18 protein-coding genes are annotated in these 19,910 nt (G+C 72.6%); 11 read left to right on the top strand and 7 right to left on the bottom strand.

All coding sequences use genetic code 11. The features are described 5' to 3' along the window. The first annotated feature begins 23 nt into the window (after window positions 1-23). From PV789_RS16980 to PV789_RS16965, 4 genes are all read left to right on the top strand, one after another. Entirely contained in the window at window positions 24-920 is an 897-nt protein-coding gene (locus PV789_RS16980; protein ID WP_274973545.1) for an NAD(P)-dependent oxidoreductase, read from the top strand. A 136-nt stretch (window positions 921-1,056) separates the two neighbouring features. Continuing rightward, window positions 1,057-2,523 (top strand): GntT/GntP/DsdX family permease, encoded by a 1,467-nt coding sequence (locus PV789_RS16975; RefSeq protein ID WP_274973544.1) that lies wholly within the window; start codon window positions 1,057-1,059, stop codon window positions 2,521-2,523. 68 nt (window positions 2,524-2,591) lie between these two features. Further along, on the top strand, window positions 2,592-3,467 hold the full coding sequence (locus tag PV789_RS16970; protein WP_274973543.1) for a transketolase: 876 nt from the start codon (window positions 2,592-2,594) through the stop codon (window positions 3,465-3,467). Beyond that, window positions 3,464-4,486, top strand: coding sequence for a transketolase family protein (locus PV789_RS16965; RefSeq protein ID WP_274973542.1), 1,023 nt, complete (start codon window positions 3,464-3,466; stop codon window positions 4,484-4,486). The genes PV789_RS16970 and PV789_RS16965 overlap by 4 nt, the downstream gene beginning before the upstream one ends. A 422-nt stretch (window positions 4,487-4,908) precedes the next feature. On the opposite strand, the gene PV789_RS16960 is transcribed toward PV789_RS16965, so the two are convergent. The 4 genes from PV789_RS16960 to PV789_RS16945 form a co-directional block, all read right to left on the bottom strand. After that, on the bottom strand, window positions 4,909-6,195 hold the full coding sequence (locus PV789_RS16960; protein ID WP_274978162.1) for an HNH endonuclease signature motif containing protein: 1,287 nt from the start codon (window positions 6,193-6,195) through the stop codon (window positions 4,909-4,911). A 665-nt stretch (window positions 6,196-6,860) separates the two neighbouring features. Beyond that, complete coding sequence (locus PV789_RS16955) at window positions 6,861-8,477, bottom strand: tripartite tricarboxylate transporter permease (protein ID WP_274973541.1); 1,617 nt, start codon at window positions 8,475-8,477, stop codon at window positions 6,861-6,863. A 9-nt stretch (window positions 8,478-8,486) separates the two neighbouring features. Next, window positions 8,487-9,065, bottom strand: a complete 579-nt coding sequence (locus tag PV789_RS16950) for a tripartite tricarboxylate transporter TctB family protein (RefSeq protein WP_274973540.1) — start codon at window positions 9,063-9,065, stop codon at window positions 8,487-8,489. 302 nt (window positions 9,066-9,367) lie between these two features. Further along, window positions 9,368-10,375, bottom strand: a complete 1,008-nt coding sequence (locus tag PV789_RS16945; protein WP_274973539.1) for a Bug family tripartite tricarboxylate transporter substrate binding protein — start codon at window positions 10,373-10,375, stop codon at window positions 9,368-9,370. Window positions 10,376-10,533: 158 nt separating this feature from the next. Between PV789_RS16945 and PV789_RS16940 the strand changes: the two genes are divergently transcribed. The 5 genes from PV789_RS16940 to PV789_RS16920 all read left to right on the top strand — a co-directional run bounded on the left by PV789_RS16940 (window position 10,534) and on the right by PV789_RS16920 (window position 16,673). Continuing rightward, window positions 10,534-11,427: a LysR family transcriptional regulator gene (locus PV789_RS16940; protein WP_274973538.1), complete on the top strand. Its 894-nt coding sequence runs from the start codon at window positions 10,534-10,536 to the stop codon at window positions 11,425-11,427. 136 nt (window positions 11,428-11,563) lie between these two features. Continuing rightward, the gene (gene kdgD, locus PV789_RS16935; protein ID WP_274978161.1) at window positions 11,564-12,469 is read left to right on the top strand and encodes a 5-dehydro-4-deoxyglucarate dehydratase; all 906 of its coding nucleotides are present in this window, start codon (window positions 11,564-11,566) and stop codon (window positions 12,467-12,469) included. Beyond that, window positions 12,470-14,119, top strand: coding sequence for an aldehyde dehydrogenase (NADP(+)) (locus tag PV789_RS16930; protein WP_274973537.1), 1,650 nt, complete (start codon window positions 12,470-12,472; stop codon window positions 14,117-14,119). It abuts the gene before it with no gap. Next, complete coding sequence (locus PV789_RS16925) at window positions 14,116-15,441, top strand: enolase C-terminal domain-like protein (RefSeq protein WP_274973536.1); 1,326 nt, start codon at window positions 14,116-14,118, stop codon at window positions 15,439-15,441. Before PV789_RS16930 ends, PV789_RS16925 begins: the two co-directional genes overlap by 4 nt. A gap of 32 nt (window positions 15,442-15,473) precedes the next feature. Continuing rightward, window positions 15,474-16,673 carry an L-talarate/galactarate dehydratase gene (locus tag PV789_RS16920; protein WP_274973535.1) on the top strand — a complete coding sequence of 400 codons (1,200 nt, stop codon included), beginning with the start codon at window positions 15,474-15,476 and terminating at the stop codon, window positions 16,671-16,673. 40 nt (window positions 16,674-16,713) lie between these two features. On the opposite strand, the gene PV789_RS16915 is transcribed toward PV789_RS16920, so the two are convergent. After that, window positions 16,714-17,211, bottom strand: coding sequence for a hypothetical protein (locus tag PV789_RS16915; protein ID WP_274973534.1), 498 nt, complete (start codon window positions 17,209-17,211; stop codon window positions 16,714-16,716). Between the two features lie 326 nt (window positions 17,212-17,537). On the opposite strand from PV789_RS16915, the gene PV789_RS16910 reads away from it, so the two are divergent. Continuing rightward, window positions 17,538-18,077, top strand: coding sequence for a class IV adenylate cyclase (locus PV789_RS16910; protein WP_274973533.1), 540 nt, complete (start codon window positions 17,538-17,540; stop codon window positions 18,075-18,077). Window positions 18,078-18,123: 46 nt separating this feature from the next. Then, the gene (locus PV789_RS16905; RefSeq protein ID WP_274973532.1) at window positions 18,124-18,495 is read left to right on the top strand and encodes a VOC family protein; all 372 of its coding nucleotides are present in this window, start codon (window positions 18,124-18,126) and stop codon (window positions 18,493-18,495) included. A 22-nt stretch (window positions 18,496-18,517) separates the two neighbouring features. Here the strand turns inward: PV789_RS16905 and PV789_RS16900 are convergent, their stop codons facing one another. Both PV789_RS16900 and PV789_RS16895 read right to left on the bottom strand, forming a co-directional pair. Continuing rightward, the gene (locus PV789_RS16900; RefSeq protein WP_274973531.1) at window positions 18,518-19,654 is read right to left on the bottom strand and encodes an rRNA adenine N-6-methyltransferase family protein; all 1,137 of its coding nucleotides are present in this window, start codon (window positions 19,652-19,654) and stop codon (window positions 18,518-18,520) included. Further along, entirely contained in the window at window positions 19,654-19,815 is a 162-nt protein-coding gene (locus PV789_RS16895) for a hypothetical protein (RefSeq protein WP_274978293.1), read from the bottom strand. The genes PV789_RS16900 and PV789_RS16895 overlap by 1 nt, the downstream gene beginning before the upstream one ends. Window positions 19,816-19,910 lie beyond the last annotated feature (95 nt).

Raw genomic sequence — 19,910 nt, 5'->3', positions numbered from 1 at the left:
CCCGCGGGGGAGAAGGAAGACACATGGACACCACACCAGTTCCACAGCCGTGCCCGAAAACGGCCGTGATGTTCGTCGGCGTCGGCGCCATCGGTCTGCCCATGGCCCTGCAGGTCGCCGCGGCCGGGCACACCGTGGTCGGCGTGGACCCCTCGCCGCACCGCCGCGAGCAGGCCCGCGGCCAGGGCCTGCGCACCCAGCCCGACACCGCCGGAATCGGTGAGGCCGACGTCGTCATCGTCATGGTCGCCACCCCCGACCAGCTGCGCGCCGCGGTCACCGCCCCGGGCGGCGCACTGGAGGCCATGCGCGCCGACTCGGTGCTCGTGGTCATGAGCACCGTCGGACCCGGCCCCGTGCGCGAGGTCGCCGACCTCGCGCGCGAGCGCGGGGTGCGGCTGCTGGACGTGCCGGTCACCGGAGGGGTGGCCGGGGCCCGGCGCGCGGCCCTGACCCTGTTCGCCTCCGGCGACCCCGAGGCCCTCCGCAGGTGCGGGCCCGTGCTGGAGGCGATGGGCACGGTGCGCGACTGCGGCGACCAGCCCGGCCGCGGACAGTCCTACAAGGTCGTCAACCAGCTCCTGTGCTCGGTGCACATCGCCGCCGCGGCCGAGTCGCTGGCCCTGGCCGAACGCCTCGGGCTCGACCCCGCCGACGTGCTGGAGGCCGTCTCCGGCGGCGCCGGGGGCTCCTGGATGCTCGGCGACCGCGGCCCGCGCATGCTGCCCGACGGCCCCGACGAGATCACCAGCACCATCGGGATCTTCGTCAAGGACTCCGGGCTCGTCGCCGACACCGCCGAGGAGGCCGGGTTCTCCGCCCCGCTGCTCCTGGCCGCCCGCGACGCCTACACCAGGGCCGCCGAGGCCGGTCTGACCGACCACGACGACTCCCAGGTCATCCGGGTCTACCGGGACTGACCCCGCCGGGCCCCTGCCCGGCCCCCACCGCCCCCCGTCCCCGCGCGGCGCCGACGGTCCCCTCAGCATGCCCGGAAAACGCCTTCCGGAGCTGTGCGCGGGACCCGTGCCGCCACGACAGAGAGAACCCGAGTCCATGGACGCCCTCGTACTCGCACTGATCGCCCTGGGGGCGATCGGCGCGCTGCTCGTCCTCATCATCCGCTTCAACGTCCCCGCCTTCGTCGCCCTCCTGCTGGTCAGCGTCGGCACCGCCCTGGCCACGGGCATGCCCTTCGAGGACGTGGTGCCCACCATCGTGGAAGGACTGGGCGGCACCCTGGGCAACGTGGCCCTCCTGGTGGGGCTGGGCGCGATGCTCGGCGCCATCGTCGAGCACTCCGGCGGCGCGGACGCGCTCTCCGAGCGCTTCAGCGCGCTGCTCGGCCCGGCCAGGGTGGGCGTGGCGCTGCTGATCGCCTCGTCGGTGATCGCGGTCCCGATCTTCTTCGACGTCGCCTTCATCGTCCTGGTCCCGATCATCTACGCCTTCTCGCGGGCGGCCCGCCTGCCCTCGCCCATGCGCATCGGCCTGCCTATCGCCGGGCTGATGCTCTTCATCCACGTGGTGCTGCCGCCCCACCCCGGCATCGTCGGCAGCTCCGTGCTCACCGGCGCCGACATGGGCCTGGTCACCCTCCTGGGCGCCGCGCTCATCCTTCCGGTGGGCGTGGTCGCCCACTACACGGCGAAGCTGCTCAACCGGCGCGCGTACGCCATGCTGCCCTCCACCGCCGAACTGTACGAGCAGAACACCGGCGAGCCCGGAACCGGGGGTACGGGCGGCGGCACCGGGATTCCGGGTGACACGGGTGACGCGGGCGGTACCGGCGGGACGGACGGCGCGGGCGCGGCCAAGGTCTCCACCCGCCCCCGGGTGGAGCCGCAGCGCCCGCCCAGCGCCGCCGCCGTGATCACGGTCATCGCCGTCCCCATCCTCATGATCGGGCTCCAGACCGTCGCCGGACTCCTCCTGGAGGAGGGCTCCACGGCCCTGCGCTTCCTGACCATGGTCGGCGCCCCGCCCTTCGCGCTGCTCACCGGCTGCCTGCTGGCCCTGTACCTGCTGGGTGTGCGCCGCGGCTGGTCGATGCGTTCGGTCGGCTCGGTCATGGACGCCGCGCTCGCCCCGGCGGCGGTGGTCGTGTTCGTGACCGGCGCGGGCGGCGCGTTCGCCGGGGTGCTCACCGCCAGCGGCATCGGCGAGGTGCTCTCCGAGAGCATGCTCGGCCTGGGACTGCCCCTGCTGCTCCTGGCCTTCTGCCTGGCCGCGCTGCTGCGGGCGGCCCAGGGCTCGGCCACCGTCTCGGCCCTGACCACCTCCGGGCTCCTGGCCGAGGCCATCGCCTCGGGCGGGTACAGCGGCCTGGAGATCGCCCTGATCAACCTCGCCATCGGCTGCGGCGCCATCTGCCTGTCCCACGTCAACGACTCGGGCTTCTGGATCGTCTCGCGCTACCTGGGCCTGTCGGTGCGCGACGCCCTGCGCACCTGGAGCGTGCTCGTCACGGTCCTGGGAGCGAGCGGGTTCGCCCTCGTCGGCCTCACCTGGGCGCTGGTCTGAACCCCGCGTCCCGGACGGGACGCGTCGCCCCCCGCACCCACACCCTTCACACACCGAGGAAGGTCACCATGAACCGGACCGCCACCAGACCCGGAGGCGGCGTCGACACCGCCAGGCTGGCGCGGCTGCGCGCCGCCGCCTACCGCATCCGGCTCAACGCCCTCACCCAGGCCCAGGTCCAGGGACAGGGCTACATCGGCCAGGCCCTCGGCTTCGCCGACGTGCTCGCCGCCCTGTACGCCGACCACCTGCGGCTGCGCCCCGAGGAGCCGGAGTGGGAGGGGCGCGACCGCTGCCTGCTCAGCATCGGCCACTACGCCATCGCCCTGTACGCCGCCCTGGCCGAGGCGGGGATCATCCCCGAGGAGGAACTGACCACCTACGCCACCGACGACTCGCGCCTGCCGATGTCGGGCATGGCCACCTACACGCCGGGAATGGAGATCTCCGGCGGCTCCCTGGGCCACGGGCTGGGGATCGCGGTGGGCATCGGCCTGGGACTGCGCCGCAAGGGCAACCCCGCCCGCGTGTACAACCTGCTCTCCGACGGCGAGCTCAGCGAGGGCTCCACGTGGGAGGCGGTCCAGGCCGCGGCCCACCACCGCCTGGACAACGTCACCGCCATCGTGGACATGAACCGCCAGGTGGCCGACGGCCCCGCCCAGGAGGTCATGGGCACCGAACCCGCCGACGAGAAGCTGCGCGTCAGCGGATGGCACACCCTGCGGGTGGACGGCAACGACGTGGCCGCCGTCGCCGCGGCCCTGGACGAGCTGCGCGAGCACCGCGGCTCGCCCACGGCGCTGGTGTGCGACACCAGGATCGGCGCGGGGGTGCCAATGCTGGAGAGCAGGGAGAAACTGCACTTCATGCGGGTGGCCGAGGACGAGTGGCAGACCGCGCGCGAGCAGCTGCGCCAGGGATACGAGGGGTACACGGCATGAGCACCACCAGCGCGAGCACGGTCGGCAGGGAAAGCGGTGGCGGCGGCAGGAAGCTGACGTCGGACGCCATGATCGCCTCGATCGCGGAGGAGGGCGCACGCACCGTCCAGGCGCCCCTGGGGCACGCCCTGGTGCGCGCCGCGCGCGAGGACGAGCGTGTCGTGGGGTTGTCGGCGGACCTGGCCAAGTACACCGACATGCACGTCTTCCGCGACGCCATGCCCGACCGCTTCCACCAGATGGGCATGGCCGAACAGGTGATGATGGGCGCCGCCGCCGGGCTGGCGATGGAGGGGTTCGTGCCCTTCGCCTCCACCTACTCGGTCTTCGCCACCCGCCGCGCCTACGACTTCCTGTGCCTGGACATCGCCGAACCGCGCCTGAACGTCAACGTCGTCGCGGCGCTGCCCGGCCTGACCACCGGTTACGGGCCCAGCCACCAGGCCACCGAGGACATCGCCCTGCTGCGGGGCATCCCCGGCATGGTGATCGTGGACCCGTGCGACTCGGTGGACATCGAGCAGGCGGTCCCGCAGCTGATCGCGCACGAGGGGCCCACCTACACCCGCATCCTGCGCGGCGCGGTGCCCACGGTGCTGGACGAGTACGACTACGAGTTCCGGCTGGGCGAGGCCGCGCTCCTGCGCGGCGGCGACGACGTCCTATTCGTCTCCTCGGGGATGATGACCGAGCGCGCGCTGCGCGCCGCCGCGGAACTGGAGGCCGACCGGATCGGTGCGGCGGTCCTGCACGTGCCCACCATCAAGCCGCTGGACGTGGAGACGGTCCTGGAGCAGGTGGGCCGGGACCGCAGGGTGTTCGTGCTGGAGAACCACTCGGTCGTGGGCGGGCTGTTCGAGTCGGTGGCCTCCGCGATGGTTCAGCGCGGGGTGGCCCGGCGGATGGAGCACATCGGACTGCCGGACGAGTTCCTGGACGCGGGGGCGCTGCCCACCCTCTACGACCGCTACGGCGTGTCCGTGCCCAGGATCGTGGAGAGGGTGCGCGCCTCGCTGTGACGGATCGGGTCGGTCCGGCCCGGGCGGAATGAGGTGCGAGGTGAGGTGATGGGCGGGCCCCGGCAGGGAGAGGAGAGCCGGGGCCCGTGAAGGTGCGGTGGGGAGGTCTCCGGGGTTCCCCGCCGCACCTGTTCGGGGAGGCGGGGCAGGCGAGGCAGGCGGTCAACGCTTGCCGTTCGGGGATGGTTGCTCGCTCCTGCGTCATCTGCTGCCGCGTAGTGGCCCGGGAGGGCGACCAACGCCTGAGGTTGTGGGGTGGTGGGGCTTTGCTGCGTCGGCACCAAAGGCGGCGGGGCTGGCGGGCCTGGGGCAGCGCGACCGGCCCCTGTGGCGGGGGTGGGCGACGGTGGCAGCGACGACGGCGAGCACGGGTCCGGGCCTCTTGTCGGGTGTGGGCATGCCGGGGCCCGGCCCGGCCGGGGTCATTCCCGGGGCGGTGGAACCGCAATCCTGTCGGGCGGATGATCCTGTCCTCGCCGCTGGTGTGTGCGGAGTTCGCGTTGGTACTTGGCCCGGTTATGCGGCCCACACAGCGGTTGCAGGTTCGCCACCACCGTGCGCCCGCCCCGAGAGAACGACTGCACATGATCGGCCTGGCAGAGGGCCACCGGAACTTCGCACCCTTGCGGGTGGGCGCAGGTGGTGTGCCCGTGGAACGCGGCGGTGCGCTGGCGGGCTGAGGCCAGGCGTCGGCTGTGGCCCACATCCAGGACCTGCCCGGTGGGCGGGGCGGTGAGCATCCGCACCACCTCAGAGTCGGCGGCGAGTTCGTGCACCACCCCGACGGGAATGACGCGGCCGTGCTCGTCCAGCGCTGGCACTTCCTGGCCTTGGGTGTCCAGGTAGGTCTGCACCGGCACGACGATGCGGATCTGCGCCAACGCAGCGGGGGCGTTGGCGCATCCGGTGTGGGTGGTGGCAAAGCGCAGCGCCGCGATGAGCGCGTCATGCTCCCGCTGAGACCGCGACCGCGTGTCCTCGTCCGAGGGTGGGGTGGTGAAGGTGTCGATGGCCGCGCGCACAATCAACGCATCCCCACTGCCGCCCCACGCCTGGAGCTGGTAGCTGCCCTGGAACGTGTCATGCACGACCAGCCCACGCGAGGCGTGAGCAGCTTCGTGGTCGCGGTCCAGGCGGTGGGGGTCCAAACGATGCGCGACCTGGCGGGCCACCGACTGAAGCTGGTTGACCGACAACGCAGGCCGCTCCACCTTCGCGGCCACCAGAGCGGACTCGAACCCCTGCCGGTACTGCGCCTGGTCAGGAAAGTAGTCCTCATCGCGCACCTGGACGGCTTTGTCGGTGACCTTGGCGATCACCACCGCCTCACCCAACCCCACCGCGCCCGTCTCCACCGCTTCCACTGTGGCGGGCAAGGTCTCCTCGTGCACATGCTGGGCCAGCCGCGCCAAATCCTTGGCCTGGGAGGTGGGCAACTTGCCGTGGTGCACCAACCACTTGTCCAACGTGGAATAACCGCTGTAGCGGGCCACCGCACCCCGCGCGTACAAACGCGCCATCCGCGCCAACGCCTGGTACCGGATCTGGTCCAGCTGGGCCCACAGCGCCGCGATCTCCTCAGCCGCACTCTCGTCCGCCCCGGGCGGCACGTCGGCGTTCAACGCGTGGTCGATGATCTCGCGCGCACCGGCCAGCGCGGCCACGGCCGGGGAACATTCCCCGGGGGCCGTCTCGGGCGCTGCGGTCATCATCTCCATACTTCTTATTATAGGCCGCCGATCGCCCTTTCTCCACCATTCACGGCCGGAATTAGAAGCCTTTTTTCCGTGGGCTTCTCTTGATTGGAGGGTCACATTTAAGGCGGGCTCAAAAGGTGTCCGAAAAGGTGCGCCCAGAATAACCGCTTGCCGTTGACACGATCGTCGCCATCCCCGACCGCAGGGGCCAGGATCGTTGCCCGAGGCCGGAGGGCCTGCTGGCCGTTGGTGCTGACGCAGCAGAGCCCGACCACCCGCACACCCCGGGCGTTGGTCGCCCTCCGGTAGCCGCTCCCGCCTTTGGTGCCGCTTTTCGTCGGTCGCCCACGCTCCCACCCGGCGCCCGCCGTTTCCCGCTGCCCGTACCCTTTCGCGGCAGCTGGTGCGCTTTCGTTGCCGCCAGCAATCCCCAGCAGGAATAGCGTAGGGAGGGGCCCTGTGGGCGGCCCCTCCCTGCCCCTTGATCCATTGCCGTTATTGAACGAAGAGCGTTTCAGGGCACACCAAAACGCCCCTTGGGTGGGATCCCCCCTATTTCCAGGAAACCATCACCGCACCACCCACGACCAGCCCCAAATCCCACCTGTGGAAAACACGCGAACGGCCCCGGACGATCGCCCGGGGCCGGAACACTGCCTGGAGGAAACGGAAACCGGTCAGGTGTCCGTCCTCCCTGCGGGTTCCTCGCTCCTACCCTCACCAGCGCCACTACCGCTGCCGTCACCACTGTTACTGGCACCACCACTGCTACTGGCACCACCACTGCCACTGGCACTGCCACCGACCCGGCCCCGGTACCACCGCCACAGAGCACGCGCCAGCGGCAGTACGATCACCACGGCCAGCAGCAGCAACAGCGTTCCCGAGATCGGCCGGGTCAGGAAACCCGTGGGGTCCCCGTCGAAGAGCAGCAGCGACCGGCGCAGCGAGCTCTCCAGCAGCGAACCCAGGACGAAGGCCAGCACCAGCGGCCCCGGGTCGAAGCCGAACTTCTTCATCAGGTAACCCAGCAGCCCGAAGACCACTACCAGCACGATGTCGAACACGTTGTTGCGCACCGTGTACACGCCCACCAGGGTGATCAGCACCGTGATGGGCGCCAGGATCGTCGGGGGCACCCGCAGGATCCGCACGAACAGCCCCACCAGCGGAATACTCATGATCAGCAGCAGGATGTTGCCGATGTACATCGAGTTGATGACGCCCCAGAACAGCTCCGGCTCCTGGGTCACCAGCTCCGGCCCCGGCGGCACGCCCTGGATGAGTAGCGCGCCGAAGATGATCGCCATCGTCGCGTTCGCCGGGATGCCCAGGGTCAGCAGCGGGATGAACGAGGAGGTGGCGGCGGCGTTGTTGGCCGTCTCGGGAGCGGCCACGCCCTCCACCGCGCCCCTGCCGAAGCGCTCGGGGTTGCGTGAGCGCCGCTTCTCCATCGCGTAGGCCGCCAGGGAGGACAGGGTGGCGCCTCCACCGGGCAGGATGCCCAGCGCGAAGCCGATGAGCGAGCCCCGACCGATCGCGCCCGACGACTGGCGCAAGTCCTTGCGCGAGGGCCAGGTGTTGGTGACCTTGAGGGGCTTCTTCGGCGCCCGGTGGCGCTCCTCCAGGCTGTGCAGGATCTCCCCGATGCCGAACAGACCCATCGCGATCGGCACGAAGTCGATCCCGTCGGACAGCGCCATGGAGTCGAAGGTGAAGCGTTCGGCGCCGGTGAAGGTGTCCAGCCCGACCGTGGCCAGCAGCAGGCCCACGCAGGCGGCGATGATCGCCTTGATCCGGCTGCCGTTGCCGACGGTGGACACCAGCAGGATGCCCAGCAGCGCCAGCGCGGTGTACTCGGGCGGCCCGAAGTCCAGGGCGAAGCTCGCCACCAGGGGCGCGACCAGGGACAGGGCCACGATCGACACTGTCCCGCCCACGAACGAGCCAACGGCCGCGATGCCCAGCGCCGTTCCGGCCCGGCCCTGGCGGGCCAGCATGTGGCCGTCGAAGACCGTCACCACGGAGGACGCCTCGCCGGGCAGGCGCAGCAGGACCGAGGTGATCGTCCCCCCGTACTGGGCGCCGTAGAAGATGCCGGCGAGCATGATGATCGCGGTCACCGGTTCGAGGCCGAAGGTCAGGGGGAGCAGGATCGCGATCGTGGCCGCGGGCCCGAGCCCGGGCAGGACCCCGACCAGCATGCCGACCACGACGCCGATCAGGCAGTAGAGCAGGTTGACCGGTTCGAGGACGACACCGAACCCGTCGATCATGGGTGTCAGGGAATCCATCGTTGTGTCCTAGAAGAGGTGGGGGATCGGCACGGCCAGCAGGCCGACGAAGACGACGTAGAAGGCGACCACGATCAGGACCGAGGCGATGGCGGACAGCCGCCACGACTCGCCCCCGAGGAAGCGCAGCCACACGAAGGCCAGGAGCGCGGAGGGGATCTCGAAACCGATCACGCCGACCACGGAGACGAAGCCGACCATGGTGGCGACCCCGGCCAGCACCTTCCAGGAGGAGGCGGAGAAGACCTCGGTGTCGGCGGTGCGGCGAGCCAGTCCCAGCAGGGCCACGCCCAGCGCGGCGATCGCCACGCTGACGAGCAGGGGCCAGGTGCCCGAGCCGGGGTCGGCGGGGGTGCCCGGGCCGAGCGCCCAGGATCCGGCGATCCCGGCCGCGCCCAGGGCGACGACGGTCAGGGCCACCGCGGTGTTGGCCCAGGGGCCCAGGGGCTTCGGCGGTTCCTCGTCGTCCTCCGGGTCGGGCGCGGCCTCCTGCGACTGGGCCCCCTGCGACTGGGCCTCCTGCGGCTCGGCCCCCTCCGGAACGTTCTGCCCTGGGACGGTTCCCTCCGGAACGGCTCCCTCCGGCATCGCTCCCTTCGGAACGTTCCGCTCCGGACCGGACCTCCCCGCAACGGCTTCCTCCGGACCGGCCCGCTCCGCGCCGGATTCCGGGCCCGTGGGCGCTGCGTCCCGCTCCGCTGCGTCCCGCTCCGCGGTGACCCGCGCCGTCCCGCTTTCCCGAGTCCCGCTCTTCCGCGCGCCGTCCTCCCGAACGCCGTCCTCTCGCACAGCGCTCTCCCGCCCGGCGTTCTCCCGCGTGGTGGGTTCTCTGGCGATGGGCTCCCCTGCGGCGGACGCGGACCCCTGCGCGCGCCGGGTGCGGGGCGCGCTCACCGGCCCTCGCCCATGTCGATGCCGTACTCCTCCACCATGGAGGCGTACTCCTGCGCGAAGGAGGACCACTCCTCGGTCAGCTCGGCGGGCTCCAGTTCGTGCGGGGTGAGCAGGTTGTTCTCGTTGAACTCCAGGTAGGCGTCGCTGGCGAAGACCTCGGTGAACGCCGTGCGCAGCCGCTCCACGACCTCCTCGGGCGTGCCCTGGGGGGCTACCACGGCCCGGTACTGCGAGACCCGCACGTCGTACCCGGCCTCGACCGCGCTGGGGACGTCGGACAGGTACTGGTTGCGCTCCTCGGCGAAGGTGGCCAGGGGGGTGATCTCACCGGCCTCGATCTGCGCGATCGCCTCGCCGAGCTGGACCGAGGCCACGTCCACCTGCTCGCCCAGGACGGCGGTCAGGGTGGGGGAGCCGCCGTCGAAGGGGACGGGGGTGCCCGAGATCCCGGCCTGCTCGAACAGCAGCGCCTGGGACAGCTGGCTGCCGGTGCCCACCCCGGTGGTGCCGTAGTCGACCTCGTCGCCGGAGTCGACGAGGTCCTGGAGGGTGTCGTAGTCGGAGGAGGCCGCGGTGACGAGCACGTAGTCGTCGCGCGAGACACCGGTGACGACCTCGTAGTCGGCGATGTCGACCGCCTCCTCCTCCGAGACCGCCAGGGGGGTGATCGCGGTGAGGGAGGCGTTGATGACGAGCAGGTTCTGGCCGTCGGGCTCCTGGGAGGCGAGTTCGTTGGCGGCCAGGGCGCCGTTGGCGCCGGGGGTGTTGACGACCGGGAGCGCGACGCCGAGCCCCTCCTGCGCCCCGTCGGCCAGCGCGCGGGCGATGAGGTCGGTGCTGCCGCCCGGATCCTGTCCGACCATCACGGTGATCGGCCCCTGGGGGAACTCGCCCTCGGCGGAGCCCCCGCCGGACAGGTTCCCGCCGCAGGCCGCCAACGACACGGTGAGCCCCGCTGCGAGGACCGAGGCCGCGCCCAGGCGGGCGCGGCTCCTGTGCGGCATATGGGTCATGGTTCCTCGCCTTTCTTGTGGCCGCCGTCCGCACACGTCGGAGGGTTCTGTGTGAATGCGGTCACGTACTTCGGTGAGTGGCAGCATAGGAACACGCGATCATGCATGTCCAAGTCGAATACGGCATAAGCTGATACCTTCCGTGCATCATGTTCTCTTTCGACCAGCTGCGCGGTTTCGTCGCCGTCGCCGAGGAACTCCACTTCGGGCGGGCCGCGGAGCGGCTGTCCATGACCCAGCCCCCGCTCAGCCGCCAGATCCAGAAGCTCGAACGCGCCGTCGGCGTGCGCCTGCTGGAGCGCGACCGGCGCCACGTGGTCCTGACCGCGGCCGGGCAGGCCTTCCTGATCGAGGCCCGGCGCCTGCTGTCCCTGGCCGAGAGCGCGCCGGACCTGGCGCGGCGCATCTCCCAGGGGTCGCGGGGCACGCTGCGGATCGGCTTCACTGCGGCCTCCTCCTACGGCCTGCTCGGGGACATGATCAACTCCGTGGAGAGGCAGCTGCCGGAGATCACCGTCGAGCTGTTCGAGATGGTCACCAAGGAACAGGCCGCGGCCCTGCTGTCGGGCGAGATCGACATGGGCCTGGCCCGGCCGCCCCTGGACACCGACCTGTTCGGGACGCGGGTCCAGCTCCGCGAGCGGCTGCTGGTCGCGGTGCCCGAGGCCCACCCGCTGGCGCGCCGCGCGGGCCCGCTGTCCGCCGAGGACCTGGTGGACGTGCCGCTGATCATGCACTCGCCGATCAAGGCCCGCTACTTCTACGACCTCGTGGTCGGGCTGCTGCCCATCGCCCACCAGAACGTGGTGCACACGGTCAGCCAGGTCATGACCATGGTCTGGCTCGTGGCCGCCGGGCGCGGGGTCGCCTTCGTGCCCGCATCGGCGACCGGTCTGGGCGTGGCGGGGGTGGCCTACCGCGAACTGGAGGGGCTGCCCGAGAACCCCGTCGAACTCCACCTCATCTGGACCCACGACTCGCCCAACCCCGTCGTGCCGCGGGTGCTCCAGGCCTGGCCCGCCGCCGACGGCGCAGGCTCCTGATACCCGGCGGGTATCAGTTGATGCCCAAGGAATCTTGGACAGCATCGAACGACGCTCCGTACGGTAGCGGCAACACCGTGCGGGCCCGCCACCCCCGGGGCCCGAGCCGCAGAACCGAGGACGACACGTGAACGCGATGCACCCAGACGACCTGGCCGGACGGCTCAGGTCAGGGCTCCTGTCCTTCCCCGTGACCCACTTCGACGCCGACCTGGCCTTCGACGAGGGGCGCTACCGGGAACACCTGGCCTGGCAGGCCGGCCACGACGTGGCCGGGCTGTTCGCCGCCGGGGGCACCGGCGAGGGCTTCTCCCTCACCCCGGCCGAGATCGACCGCGTGGTGCGCACGGCGGTCGACGAGGTCGGTGGCCGGGTCCCGGTGCTCGCCCCGGCCACCGGCGGCACCGCGGCCGCCGCCCTGCAGGCCCGCGCCGCCCAGGAGGCGGGCGCGGACGGCATCCTCCTCATGCCGCCCTACCTCACCGAGGCCGGGCAGCCCGGCCTGGTCGAGCACGTCAGCGCGGTCTGCCGGGCCACCGACCTGGGCGTGGTCGTCTACAGCCGCGCCAACGCCGTGCTCGACGACCGCTCAGTCGCCGAACTGGCCGAGCGCAACCCCAACCTCATCGGCTTCAAGGACGGCGTCGGCGACATCGAGGCGATGACCCGCATCTACGCCCGGGTCGGAGACCGGCTGGTCTACATCGGCGGCCTGCCCACCGCCGAGACCTTCGCCCTGCCCCTGCTGGAGCTGGGGGTGAGCACCTACTCCTCCGCGATGTACAACTTCGCGCCCGAGTTCGCCCTGGGCTTCTACGCCGACGTGCAGGCCCGCGACAGGGAGTCGGTGTACCGCAAGCTCAACGACTTCGTCATCCCCTACCTGGACATCCGCGACCGCATGCGCGGCTACGCGGTCTCCATCGTCAAGGCCGGGCTCGACGCCGCGGGGCGCCACGGCGGACCCGTCCGGCCACCCCTGACCGCACTCGACCGGACCGAGCGCGACGAGCTGGCCGCGCTGGTCGGAAAGGTTGCCTGAATGGCCGAGCACACTCCGGACCCCAAGGACACGGACACGGGCACGGCCACGGACGTCCTCGGGCCGCTGGTGGCCTGCGCCCCCGTCGAGGGCGGGGCCGGGACCCTGCGCGCGACCGACCCCGCCACGGGGGAGGAGTTCGGCGAGCCCGTGGGCCTGGTGGACTCCGCCCAGATCCAGGAGGCCACCCGCGCCGCCGAGCAGGCCCTGGACGCCTTCCGCGCCCAGTCGCCCGCCGAACGCGCCGTCTTCCTGCGCCGCGTCGCCGACAACATCGACGCCCTGGGCGACGCGCTCGTGGACCGGGCGGCGCGCGAGAGCGGCCTGCCGCGCCAGCGCCTGACCGGGGAGCGTGCCCGCACCACCGGCCAGCTGCGCATGTTCGCCGACGTGGTGGCCCAGGGCGACGCCCTGGGCGCCCGCATCGACCCGGCGCTGCCCGACCGCACCCCCCAGCCCCGCCCCGACCTGCGCCTGGCGCACATCCCGGTCGGCCCCGTGGTGGTCTTCGGCGCGAGCAACTTCCCCCTGGCCTTCTCCACCGCCGGAGGAGACACGGCGGCGGCCCTGGCCGCCGGGTGCCCGGTGATCGTCAAGGGCCACAACGCCCACCCCGGCACCGCCGCACTCGTGGGGCGCGCCGTGGCCGACGCGGTGCGCCAGAGCGGCCTGCCCGGCGGCGTGTTCTCCCTGCTGTTCGGGGAGGGCAACGGCATCGGACAGGAGCTGGTCGCCGACCCGCGCGTGAAGGCCGTGGCCTTCACCGGGTCGCGGGGCGGCGGACTGGCCCTGATGCGGGTGGCGGCCGAGCGCCCCGAGCCGATCCCGGTCTTCGCCGAGATGTCCTCGGTCAACCCCGTGTTCGTGCTGCCCGGCGCGCTCGCCGGGCAGGGAGCCCAGGACCTGGCCGCGGCCTACGTCGCCTCCCTCACCCTGGGATCGGGGCAGTTCTGCACCAACCCCGGGCTGGTGTTCGTCCCCTCCACCCCGGACGGGGACCGGTTCGTGGAGGCCGCCGCGCGGCTGGTGGCCGGCGCCACCGGCCAGACGATGCTCACCGCGCCCATCGCCGCGGCCTTCCGCGACGGGGTGGAGGCGTTGGAGGGGCGTTCGGAGGTCACGCCGCTGGCCAGGGGCGGTGAGGGGCAGGGCCCCAACGCGCCGGCCCCCGCCCTGGCCGAGGTGTCCCTGGCCGATCTCACGGCCGACCCGCGCCTGAGCGAGGAGGTCTTCGGCGCCGCGGGCACGGTGGTGCGCTACCCCGACGCCGCCGCGCTGCCCGCCGCGCTGGAGGGGATGGAGGGCCAGCTCACCGCCACCCTGCACGCCGACGCCGGCGACGCCGACGACCTGGCGGCGGCGCGCGCCCTGCTGCCGGTGCTGGAGCGCCGCGCGGGCCGCGTCCTGTTCGGGGGCTGGCCCACGGGGGTGGAGGTGACCCACGCGATGGTGCACGGCGGTCCCTTCCCCGCCACCTCCGACGGCCGGGGCACCTCGGTGGGCAGCCTGGCCCTGCACCGGTTCCTGCGGCCGGTCAGCTACCAGGACGTGCCCGACGCCCTGCTGCCGCCCGCACTGCGCCGGGACAACCCCTGGCGGCTGAACCGACGAGTCGAGGGCACCGTCGTGCCCGGAGGAGACCACGCATGAGCACGCCCACCATCGCCTCCGTCGACGTGGTGCCGGTGGCCGGACGCGACAGCATGCTGCTCAACCTCAGCGGCGCACACGGCCCCTTCTTCACCCGCAACATCGCCATCCTCACCGACAGCGAGGGACGCACCGGCCTGGGCGAGGTCCCCGGCGGCGAGCCCATCCGCGCCACCATCGCCGACGCCGCCGAACTGCTCGTCGGACGCCCCGTCGCCGAACTCAACCCCCTGCTGCGCCGCGTCCAGGACGCCTTCGCCGACCGCGACCGGGGTGGGCGGGGCGAGCAGACCTTCGACCTGCGCACCACCGTGCACGCGGTCACCGCCCTGGAGTCGGCCCTGCTCGACCTGCTGGGCCAGCACCTGGGCGTGCCGGTCTGCGACCTGCTCGGCGAGGGACGCCGACGCGAGCGGGTGCCCATGCTGGGCTACCTGTTCTACGTCGGCGACCGCCACCGCACACCGCTGCCCTACCCCGAGGCGAAGGAGCCCGCCGACGACTGGGAGCGCCTGCGCACCGAGCCCGCGCTCACCCCCGAGGCCGTCGTCGCCCTGGCCGAGGCCGCCCGGAGCCGCTACGGCTTCCGCGACTTCAAGCTCAAGGGCGGGGTGCTGGCGGGCGAGGAGGAGGCCGCCGCGGTCCGCGCCCTGGCCGCGCGCTTCCCCGACGCCCGCGTCACCATCGACCCCAACGGCGCCTGGTCGCTGGCCGAGGCGACCGCGCTCTGCTCCGACCTGCACGGCGTCCTGGCCTACGCCGAGGACCCCTGCGGCGCCGAGGGCGGCTACTCCGCACGCGAGGTCATGGCGGAGTTCCGGCGGGCCACCGGTCTGCGGACCGCCACCAACATGATCGCCACCGACTGGCGCCAGATGGCGCACAGCGTGCGCGTCAACGCGGTGGACATCCCGCTGGCCGACCCGCACTTCTGGACCATGCGCGGCTCGGTGCGCGTGGCCCAGCTGTGCGAGGACTTCGGCCTGACCTGGGGCTCGCACTCCAACAACCACTTCGACATCTCCCTGGCGATGTTCACCCACGTGGGGGCAGCCGCCCCCGGCGACATCACCGCCCTGGACACCCACTGGATCTGGCAGGACGGCCAGGCCCTGACCCGCAGGCCCTTCCGGATCGAGGACGGCGCTGTCACCGTGCCCACCGCCCCCGGCCTGGGCGTGGAGCTGGACCGCGACGCCCTGGCCGCCGCGCACGAGCTGTACCTGGAGCACGGCCTGGGCGCACGCGACGACGCCGCTGCCATGCGGCACATCGTCCCCGACTGGACCTTCGACCCCAAGCGCCCCGCGATGGTGCGCTGAACCCCCCGTCCCACCTCTTCTCCGGAGACCCCATGAACACACCCGCCGAGCCGCGGGGCGACGCCCGCACCGGCGCCGCGGGGGGCACCGCCACCGACGCCATCGCCTCGGTGACGCTGTCCCGCGTGGACCTGCCCCTGGCCACCCCCATCAGCGACGCCAAGGTGCTCACCGGGCGCCAGAAGCCGCTCACCTCGGTGTCGATGCTCTTCGCCGAGATCACCACCGAGCAGGGGCTCGAAGGCGTCGGCTTCACCTACTCCAAACGCGCCGGAGGCCCGGGCCAGTACGCCCACGCCCGCGAGGTGGCCCCCGAGCTGATCGGCGAGGACCCCAGCGACATCCAGCGCCTGTGGACCCGCCTGGTGTGGGCCGGGGCCTCCGTGGGGCGCAGCGGACTGGCCACCCAGGCCATCGCCGCGATGGACATCGCCCTGTGGGACCTCAAGGCCAAACGGGCCGGGCTGCCGCTGGCCAAGCTCCTAGGCGCGCACCGCGACGCGGTCGACTGCTACAACACCTCCGGCGGGTTCCTGTCCGCGCCGCTGGAGGAGGTGCTGGACAACACCCGGGCCGCCCGCGCCGCGGGCATCGGCGGCATCAAGATCAAGGTCGGCCACCCCGACCACCGGGTGGACCTGGCCCGTGTGGAGGCCGTGCGCGAGGAACTGGGCGACTTCCCGCTCATGGTCGACGCCAACCAGCAGTGGAACCGGGGCTCGGCCGCGCGCATGGGCCGCCTCCTGGACCGGTTCGACCTGGTCTGGATCGAGGAGCCGCTGGACGCCTACGACGTCCGGGGCCACGCGGACCTGGCGCGCGAGCTGGCCACGCCCATCGCCACCGGCGAGATGCTCACCAGCCCCGCCGAGCACGAGGCGCTGATCCAGGCCGGGGCCGTGGGCTTCATGCAGCCGGACGCGCCGCGGGTCGGGGGCATCACCCCGTTCCTGGACGTCATGGCCCAGGGGCGCAGGGCCGGGGTGCGGATGGCGCCGCACTTCGCCATGGAGATCCACCTGCACCTGGCCGCGGCCTACGAACTCGACCCCTGGGTGGAGCACTTCGACTGGCTCCAGCCCCTGTTCGAGGAGCGCCTGGAGACCGCGGGCGGGCGCATGCTCGTTCCGGCCCGGCCGGGCCTGGGCTGCACGATCAGCGAGCAGGCCCGCGCCTGGACCGCCCAGAGCAGCCGGGTGGACGCCGACGGCCGCACGGACCTGGAGGGCTGACCCGCCGCGCCGCCGGGTCCGGCGGCCCGGCGGCGCGGGTTCAGGACAGCGCGCGAAACCCCCGCGCGTCCGCTCCGCCCAGCAGCGCCACGCTCAGCCACATCCCCGGCAGCTCCTCGGCGGGCACGTCGGTGTCGGTCACGATCCGCTCCACCGGGACGTCCAGCGGCGCGGTCGCCGGGTGCAGCGGTGTCATCAGTTCGGCCCTGCTGCCCATGGTGAGCAGCACCTGCACGGCGGTCCGTCCCCGGTGCCCCCCGGGCAGGGAGTAGGGCACGGTCACCCTCCAGCGCATGTTCGTGGGCAGGCTGTCCGGAGCGCGGAACCCCCAGTACCACGCCTCCTGGTCGGACATCTCCACCACCAGCGACGACACGGGGACCTCGGTCTCCTCGTCCGCCGGAGCGATCGTCCAGTCCCGGCCCATCACGGCGTCCTGGGGCCTTCGCGCCTCGCGCTGCCACCACCTGTGGCGACGCAGGGCCAGGTAGTCCTCGATCATTCCTCCCGAGCCCGCCCTGCCGACTGTCTCGTCCACCCGGTGTACTCCTTCAGGGGGCGTGGCGCGCCGCGCCGCGCGCCGCACGGCGCGGTCCCCCGGTCCGCGGACGGTGCCACCGGCCCGTACATGGGACGGAGCACACCGTTCAGGGGGACTGTCTTTACCCTCTGCCCGGTGCGGGGTCGTGCATGCCGGACGCGACCAGGGTTTTCGCGCACCCCGGCGACCTGGGCCTTCGCGGCGGCCCCCGGCCTCCCGGTCGATCGCGGGGGAGGGGCCGGGGAAGCGGTCGTGCGGGGGCGGTCCTCACCCTCGGTAAGCTCCTGTGCAACTCCCGTACCACTCTGCCCAGGAGCACACGCATGCGTGAGATCGAGGCCAAGTACCGCGTCGCCGACCCCGCCGCGCTCCTGGCCGCCCTCGAAGCCGCCGGGGTGGCCCTCTCCGCGCCCGCCGAGCAGGACGACCAGGCCTACGCCCCGCCCGGGTGGGAGTTCGGCATGCCCAAGGCGGGGCGCGCCTTCGCCCGGCTGCGCACCCAGGACGGCGAGCACGTCCTCACCGCCAAGACCCCGGCCGCCAACCCCCTGGAGTACGTGGAGCACGAGACCGCGGTCGCCGACCGGGAGCAGATGCACCGGGTCCTCCTCCAGTTCGGCTACGTCCCGGCCCTGCGCATCGTCAAGACCCGCCGGGTCGGCCGGGCGGGCGGGATCACCGTGTGCGTGGACGAGCTGCACGGCGTGGGCGTGTTCCTGGAGGTCGAGCTGACCGTGGACGACGACCGCGACGGCCGGGCGGTCCAGGACCGGCTCGACGCGTGGGTGCGCTCGCTGGGCGCGGACCTGGAGCGCACCACCGACGGCTACGACGTCCTCGCGCACGCCGTCGCGACGCGCTGACGGGCCGCGGGTGCGGCTCGTCGGTGTTAGCCCGTAGAGTGCGGGCATGGGAAGCCGTATCCGCGCGATCGCCATCGACGCGCTCGACGCCGAGGCCGTGGCCGCGTTCTGGAGCCGTGTGCTGGACTGGCCGGTCGTGGAGGAGGCCGAGGACGGGTTCTGTCTCGCTCCGCACGAGGGGGCGGACCTGGGGGTCGACGTGTTCGCCGTGCCCGAGCGCAAGAGCGTCAAGAACCGCCTGCACCTGGACCTGTGCGTCACGGACGGACTGACGGTGGCCCAGGAACTGGAGAGGCTGCTGGGACTGGGCGCGGTGAAGGTGGACGTGGGCCAGCCCGAGGAAGCCCGGTGGACGGTGCTGGCCGACCCCGAGGGCAACGAGTTCTGCCTGCTGCACGGGAGCGCCGACGCCTCCTGAGGCGCCGCTCCGGCACCGGGGCTCAGGTCCCGCCCTCGGCGGTGAACACCCGCTCGGGTTCGTCCAGCCACACCGTCTGGCCCTCCGGGGTGACAGTGAGCCCGAAACGCCCGCGGGCGGGCCGACCGGCCGCCACCCACCTCCTGTACGCCCGCTCCACCTCGACGAACAGCTCGCGCGGCCCGTGCTGGCGCACCGCGTACTCCCGCGTCCCCGGCTCCACCCGCCACGACGCCCACGACCCCGACTCCGGTGCCAGTAGGTACACCGTGTACGGCCGGTCCGGATCGTCGTCGTCGAAGACCAGCACGTCGCTCGCCCCCGGAGCCAGAGCCAGGCCGATCGCGAACCGGGCGTCGGGGTCCGCGATCGGCTCGTAGGGGTGCAGGAAGGTCGTGCCCTCGTCGTGGTCGTGCTCGGCGCGCACCTCGTCCTCGACCACCGCGTGCGGCCGCCGCTGCGACCGTACCCACATGAACGCGGCGTCGCCCGTGAAGCGTCCGGACGCCGTGCCGTCGGCGGCCACGGTCAGCCCGGCCAGCACCCCGTTGTCGAACGTCGTCCCCCACGGGGTCAGGATCAGGCCGCCGGGCCGGGTCTGCTCCACCCACGCGTACGGAACCCGCTGCACGGCTGCGGTGGACAGCACCCGGTCGTAGGGGCCGCGCCCGGGACACCCCAGGACGCCGTCGCCCGTGACCACCGCGACTGGACACCCGGAACCGATGAGGACCTCCCGGGCCCGGTCGGCGAGAGCGGGGTCGATCTCCACGGTGGTGACGTTCTCCGCTCCCGCGCGCTCGGCCAGCAGGGCGGCGTTCCAGCCCGTGCCCGTGCCGATTTCCAGCACGCGGTGGCCCGGTCGAAGGTCGAGGGACTCCAGCATCTGGCCCACGATCGACGGCTGCGAGGCCGAGGAGGTGATGTAGCCGCGTCCGGAACCGGCGCCGTCGTCGAGCTGGGTGACCAGCGGCCGGTTCTCGTGGCACAGCTCCAGCCAGCGTTCCGGCTCCTCGCGGCGGTCCACCGGTACTGGCTCGCCTCCGTCGGCGACCCACACGGTGTCGGGCACGAACCGGTCGCGGGGCACCCGGCCGGCCTCCGCCCGCCACGGGGGAGGGAAGAGTCCGGCCAGGCGGGTCCGCGGGTCGGCGTGCACTACCTGTCGTCCTCGTCGCGTTCGTGGCGGCCTCCGCCGCTGCCGCCGCTGTCGGGGGTGGGCGGCGGGACCGGCCGCCCCGGCTGGTGTCCGTCCTGGTCCTGGTTGCCGTGCTTGCCCATGGCCGTCTCCTCGGGGAAGGGGGTGAGCGACAGCGCCAAGCTAACCCGGCCTTCGGCGCCAGCGCGCGGAACTGGCGCGATCCGGCCACGAAACCCCCGACCTGGCCACCAGGTTTCGTCCCGGCCGCTTCCGA

It is taken from the genome of Nocardiopsis camelliae (assembly GCF_028993595.1).
Lineage (GTDB): Bacteria > Actinomycetota > Actinomycetes > Streptosporangiales > Streptosporangiaceae > Nocardiopsis > Nocardiopsis dassonvillei.
The sequence above is the reverse complement of the archived record's forward strand: the minus strand, read 5'-3'. Positions and strand labels throughout refer to the sequence as shown.

Bases quoted from the DNA above. Each gene is read 5' to 3' on its own strand.
- kdgD (WP_274978161.1), top strand. From the start codon at position 11,564: ATGCACCCAGACGACCTGGCCGGACGGCTCAGGTCAGGGCTCCTGTCC.
- PV789_RS16975 (WP_274973544.1), top strand. From the start codon at position 1,057: ATGGACGCCCTCGTACTCGCACTGATCGCCCTGGGGGCGATCGGCGCG.
- PV789_RS16950 (WP_274973540.1), bottom strand. From the start codon at position 9,065: ATGCCGGAGGGAGCCGTTCCGGAGGGAACCGTCCCAGGGCAGAACGTT.
- PV789_RS16955 (WP_274973541.1), bottom strand. From the start codon at position 8,477: ATGGATTCCCTGACACCCATGATCGACGGGTTCGGTGTCGTCCTCGAA.
- PV789_RS16925 (WP_274973536.1), top strand. From the start codon at position 14,116: ATGAGCACGCCCACCATCGCCTCCGTCGACGTGGTGCCGGTGGCCGGA.
- PV789_RS16905 (WP_274973532.1), top strand. From the start codon at position 18,124: ATGGGAAGCCGTATCCGCGCGATCGCCATCGACGCGCTCGACGCCGAG.
- PV789_RS16920 (WP_274973535.1), top strand. From the start codon at position 15,474: ATGAACACACCCGCCGAGCCGCGGGGCGACGCCCGCACCGGCGCCGCG.
- PV789_RS16965 (WP_274973542.1), top strand. From the start codon at position 3,464: ATGAGCACCACCAGCGCGAGCACGGTCGGCAGGGAAAGCGGTGGCGGC.
- PV789_RS16930 (WP_274973537.1), top strand. From the start codon at position 12,470: ATGGCCGAGCACACTCCGGACCCCAAGGACACGGACACGGGCACGGCC.
- PV789_RS16940 (WP_274973538.1), top strand. From the start codon at position 10,534: ATGTTCTCTTTCGACCAGCTGCGCGGTTTCGTCGCCGTCGCCGAGGAA.
- PV789_RS16980 (WP_274973545.1), top strand. From the start codon at position 24: ATGGACACCACACCAGTTCCACAGCCGTGCCCGAAAACGGCCGTGATG.
- PV789_RS16970 (WP_274973543.1), top strand. From the start codon at position 2,592: ATGAACCGGACCGCCACCAGACCCGGAGGCGGCGTCGACACCGCCAGG.
- PV789_RS16910 (WP_274973533.1), top strand. From the start codon at position 17,538: ATGCGTGAGATCGAGGCCAAGTACCGCGTCGCCGACCCCGCCGCGCTC.
- PV789_RS16945 (WP_274973539.1), bottom strand. From the start codon at position 10,375: ATGCCGCACAGGAGCCGCGCCCGCCTGGGCGCGGCCTCGGTCCTCGCA.
- PV789_RS16960 (WP_274978162.1), bottom strand. From the start codon at position 6,195: ATGACCGCAGCGCCCGAGACGGCCCCCGGGGAATGTTCCCCGGCCGTG.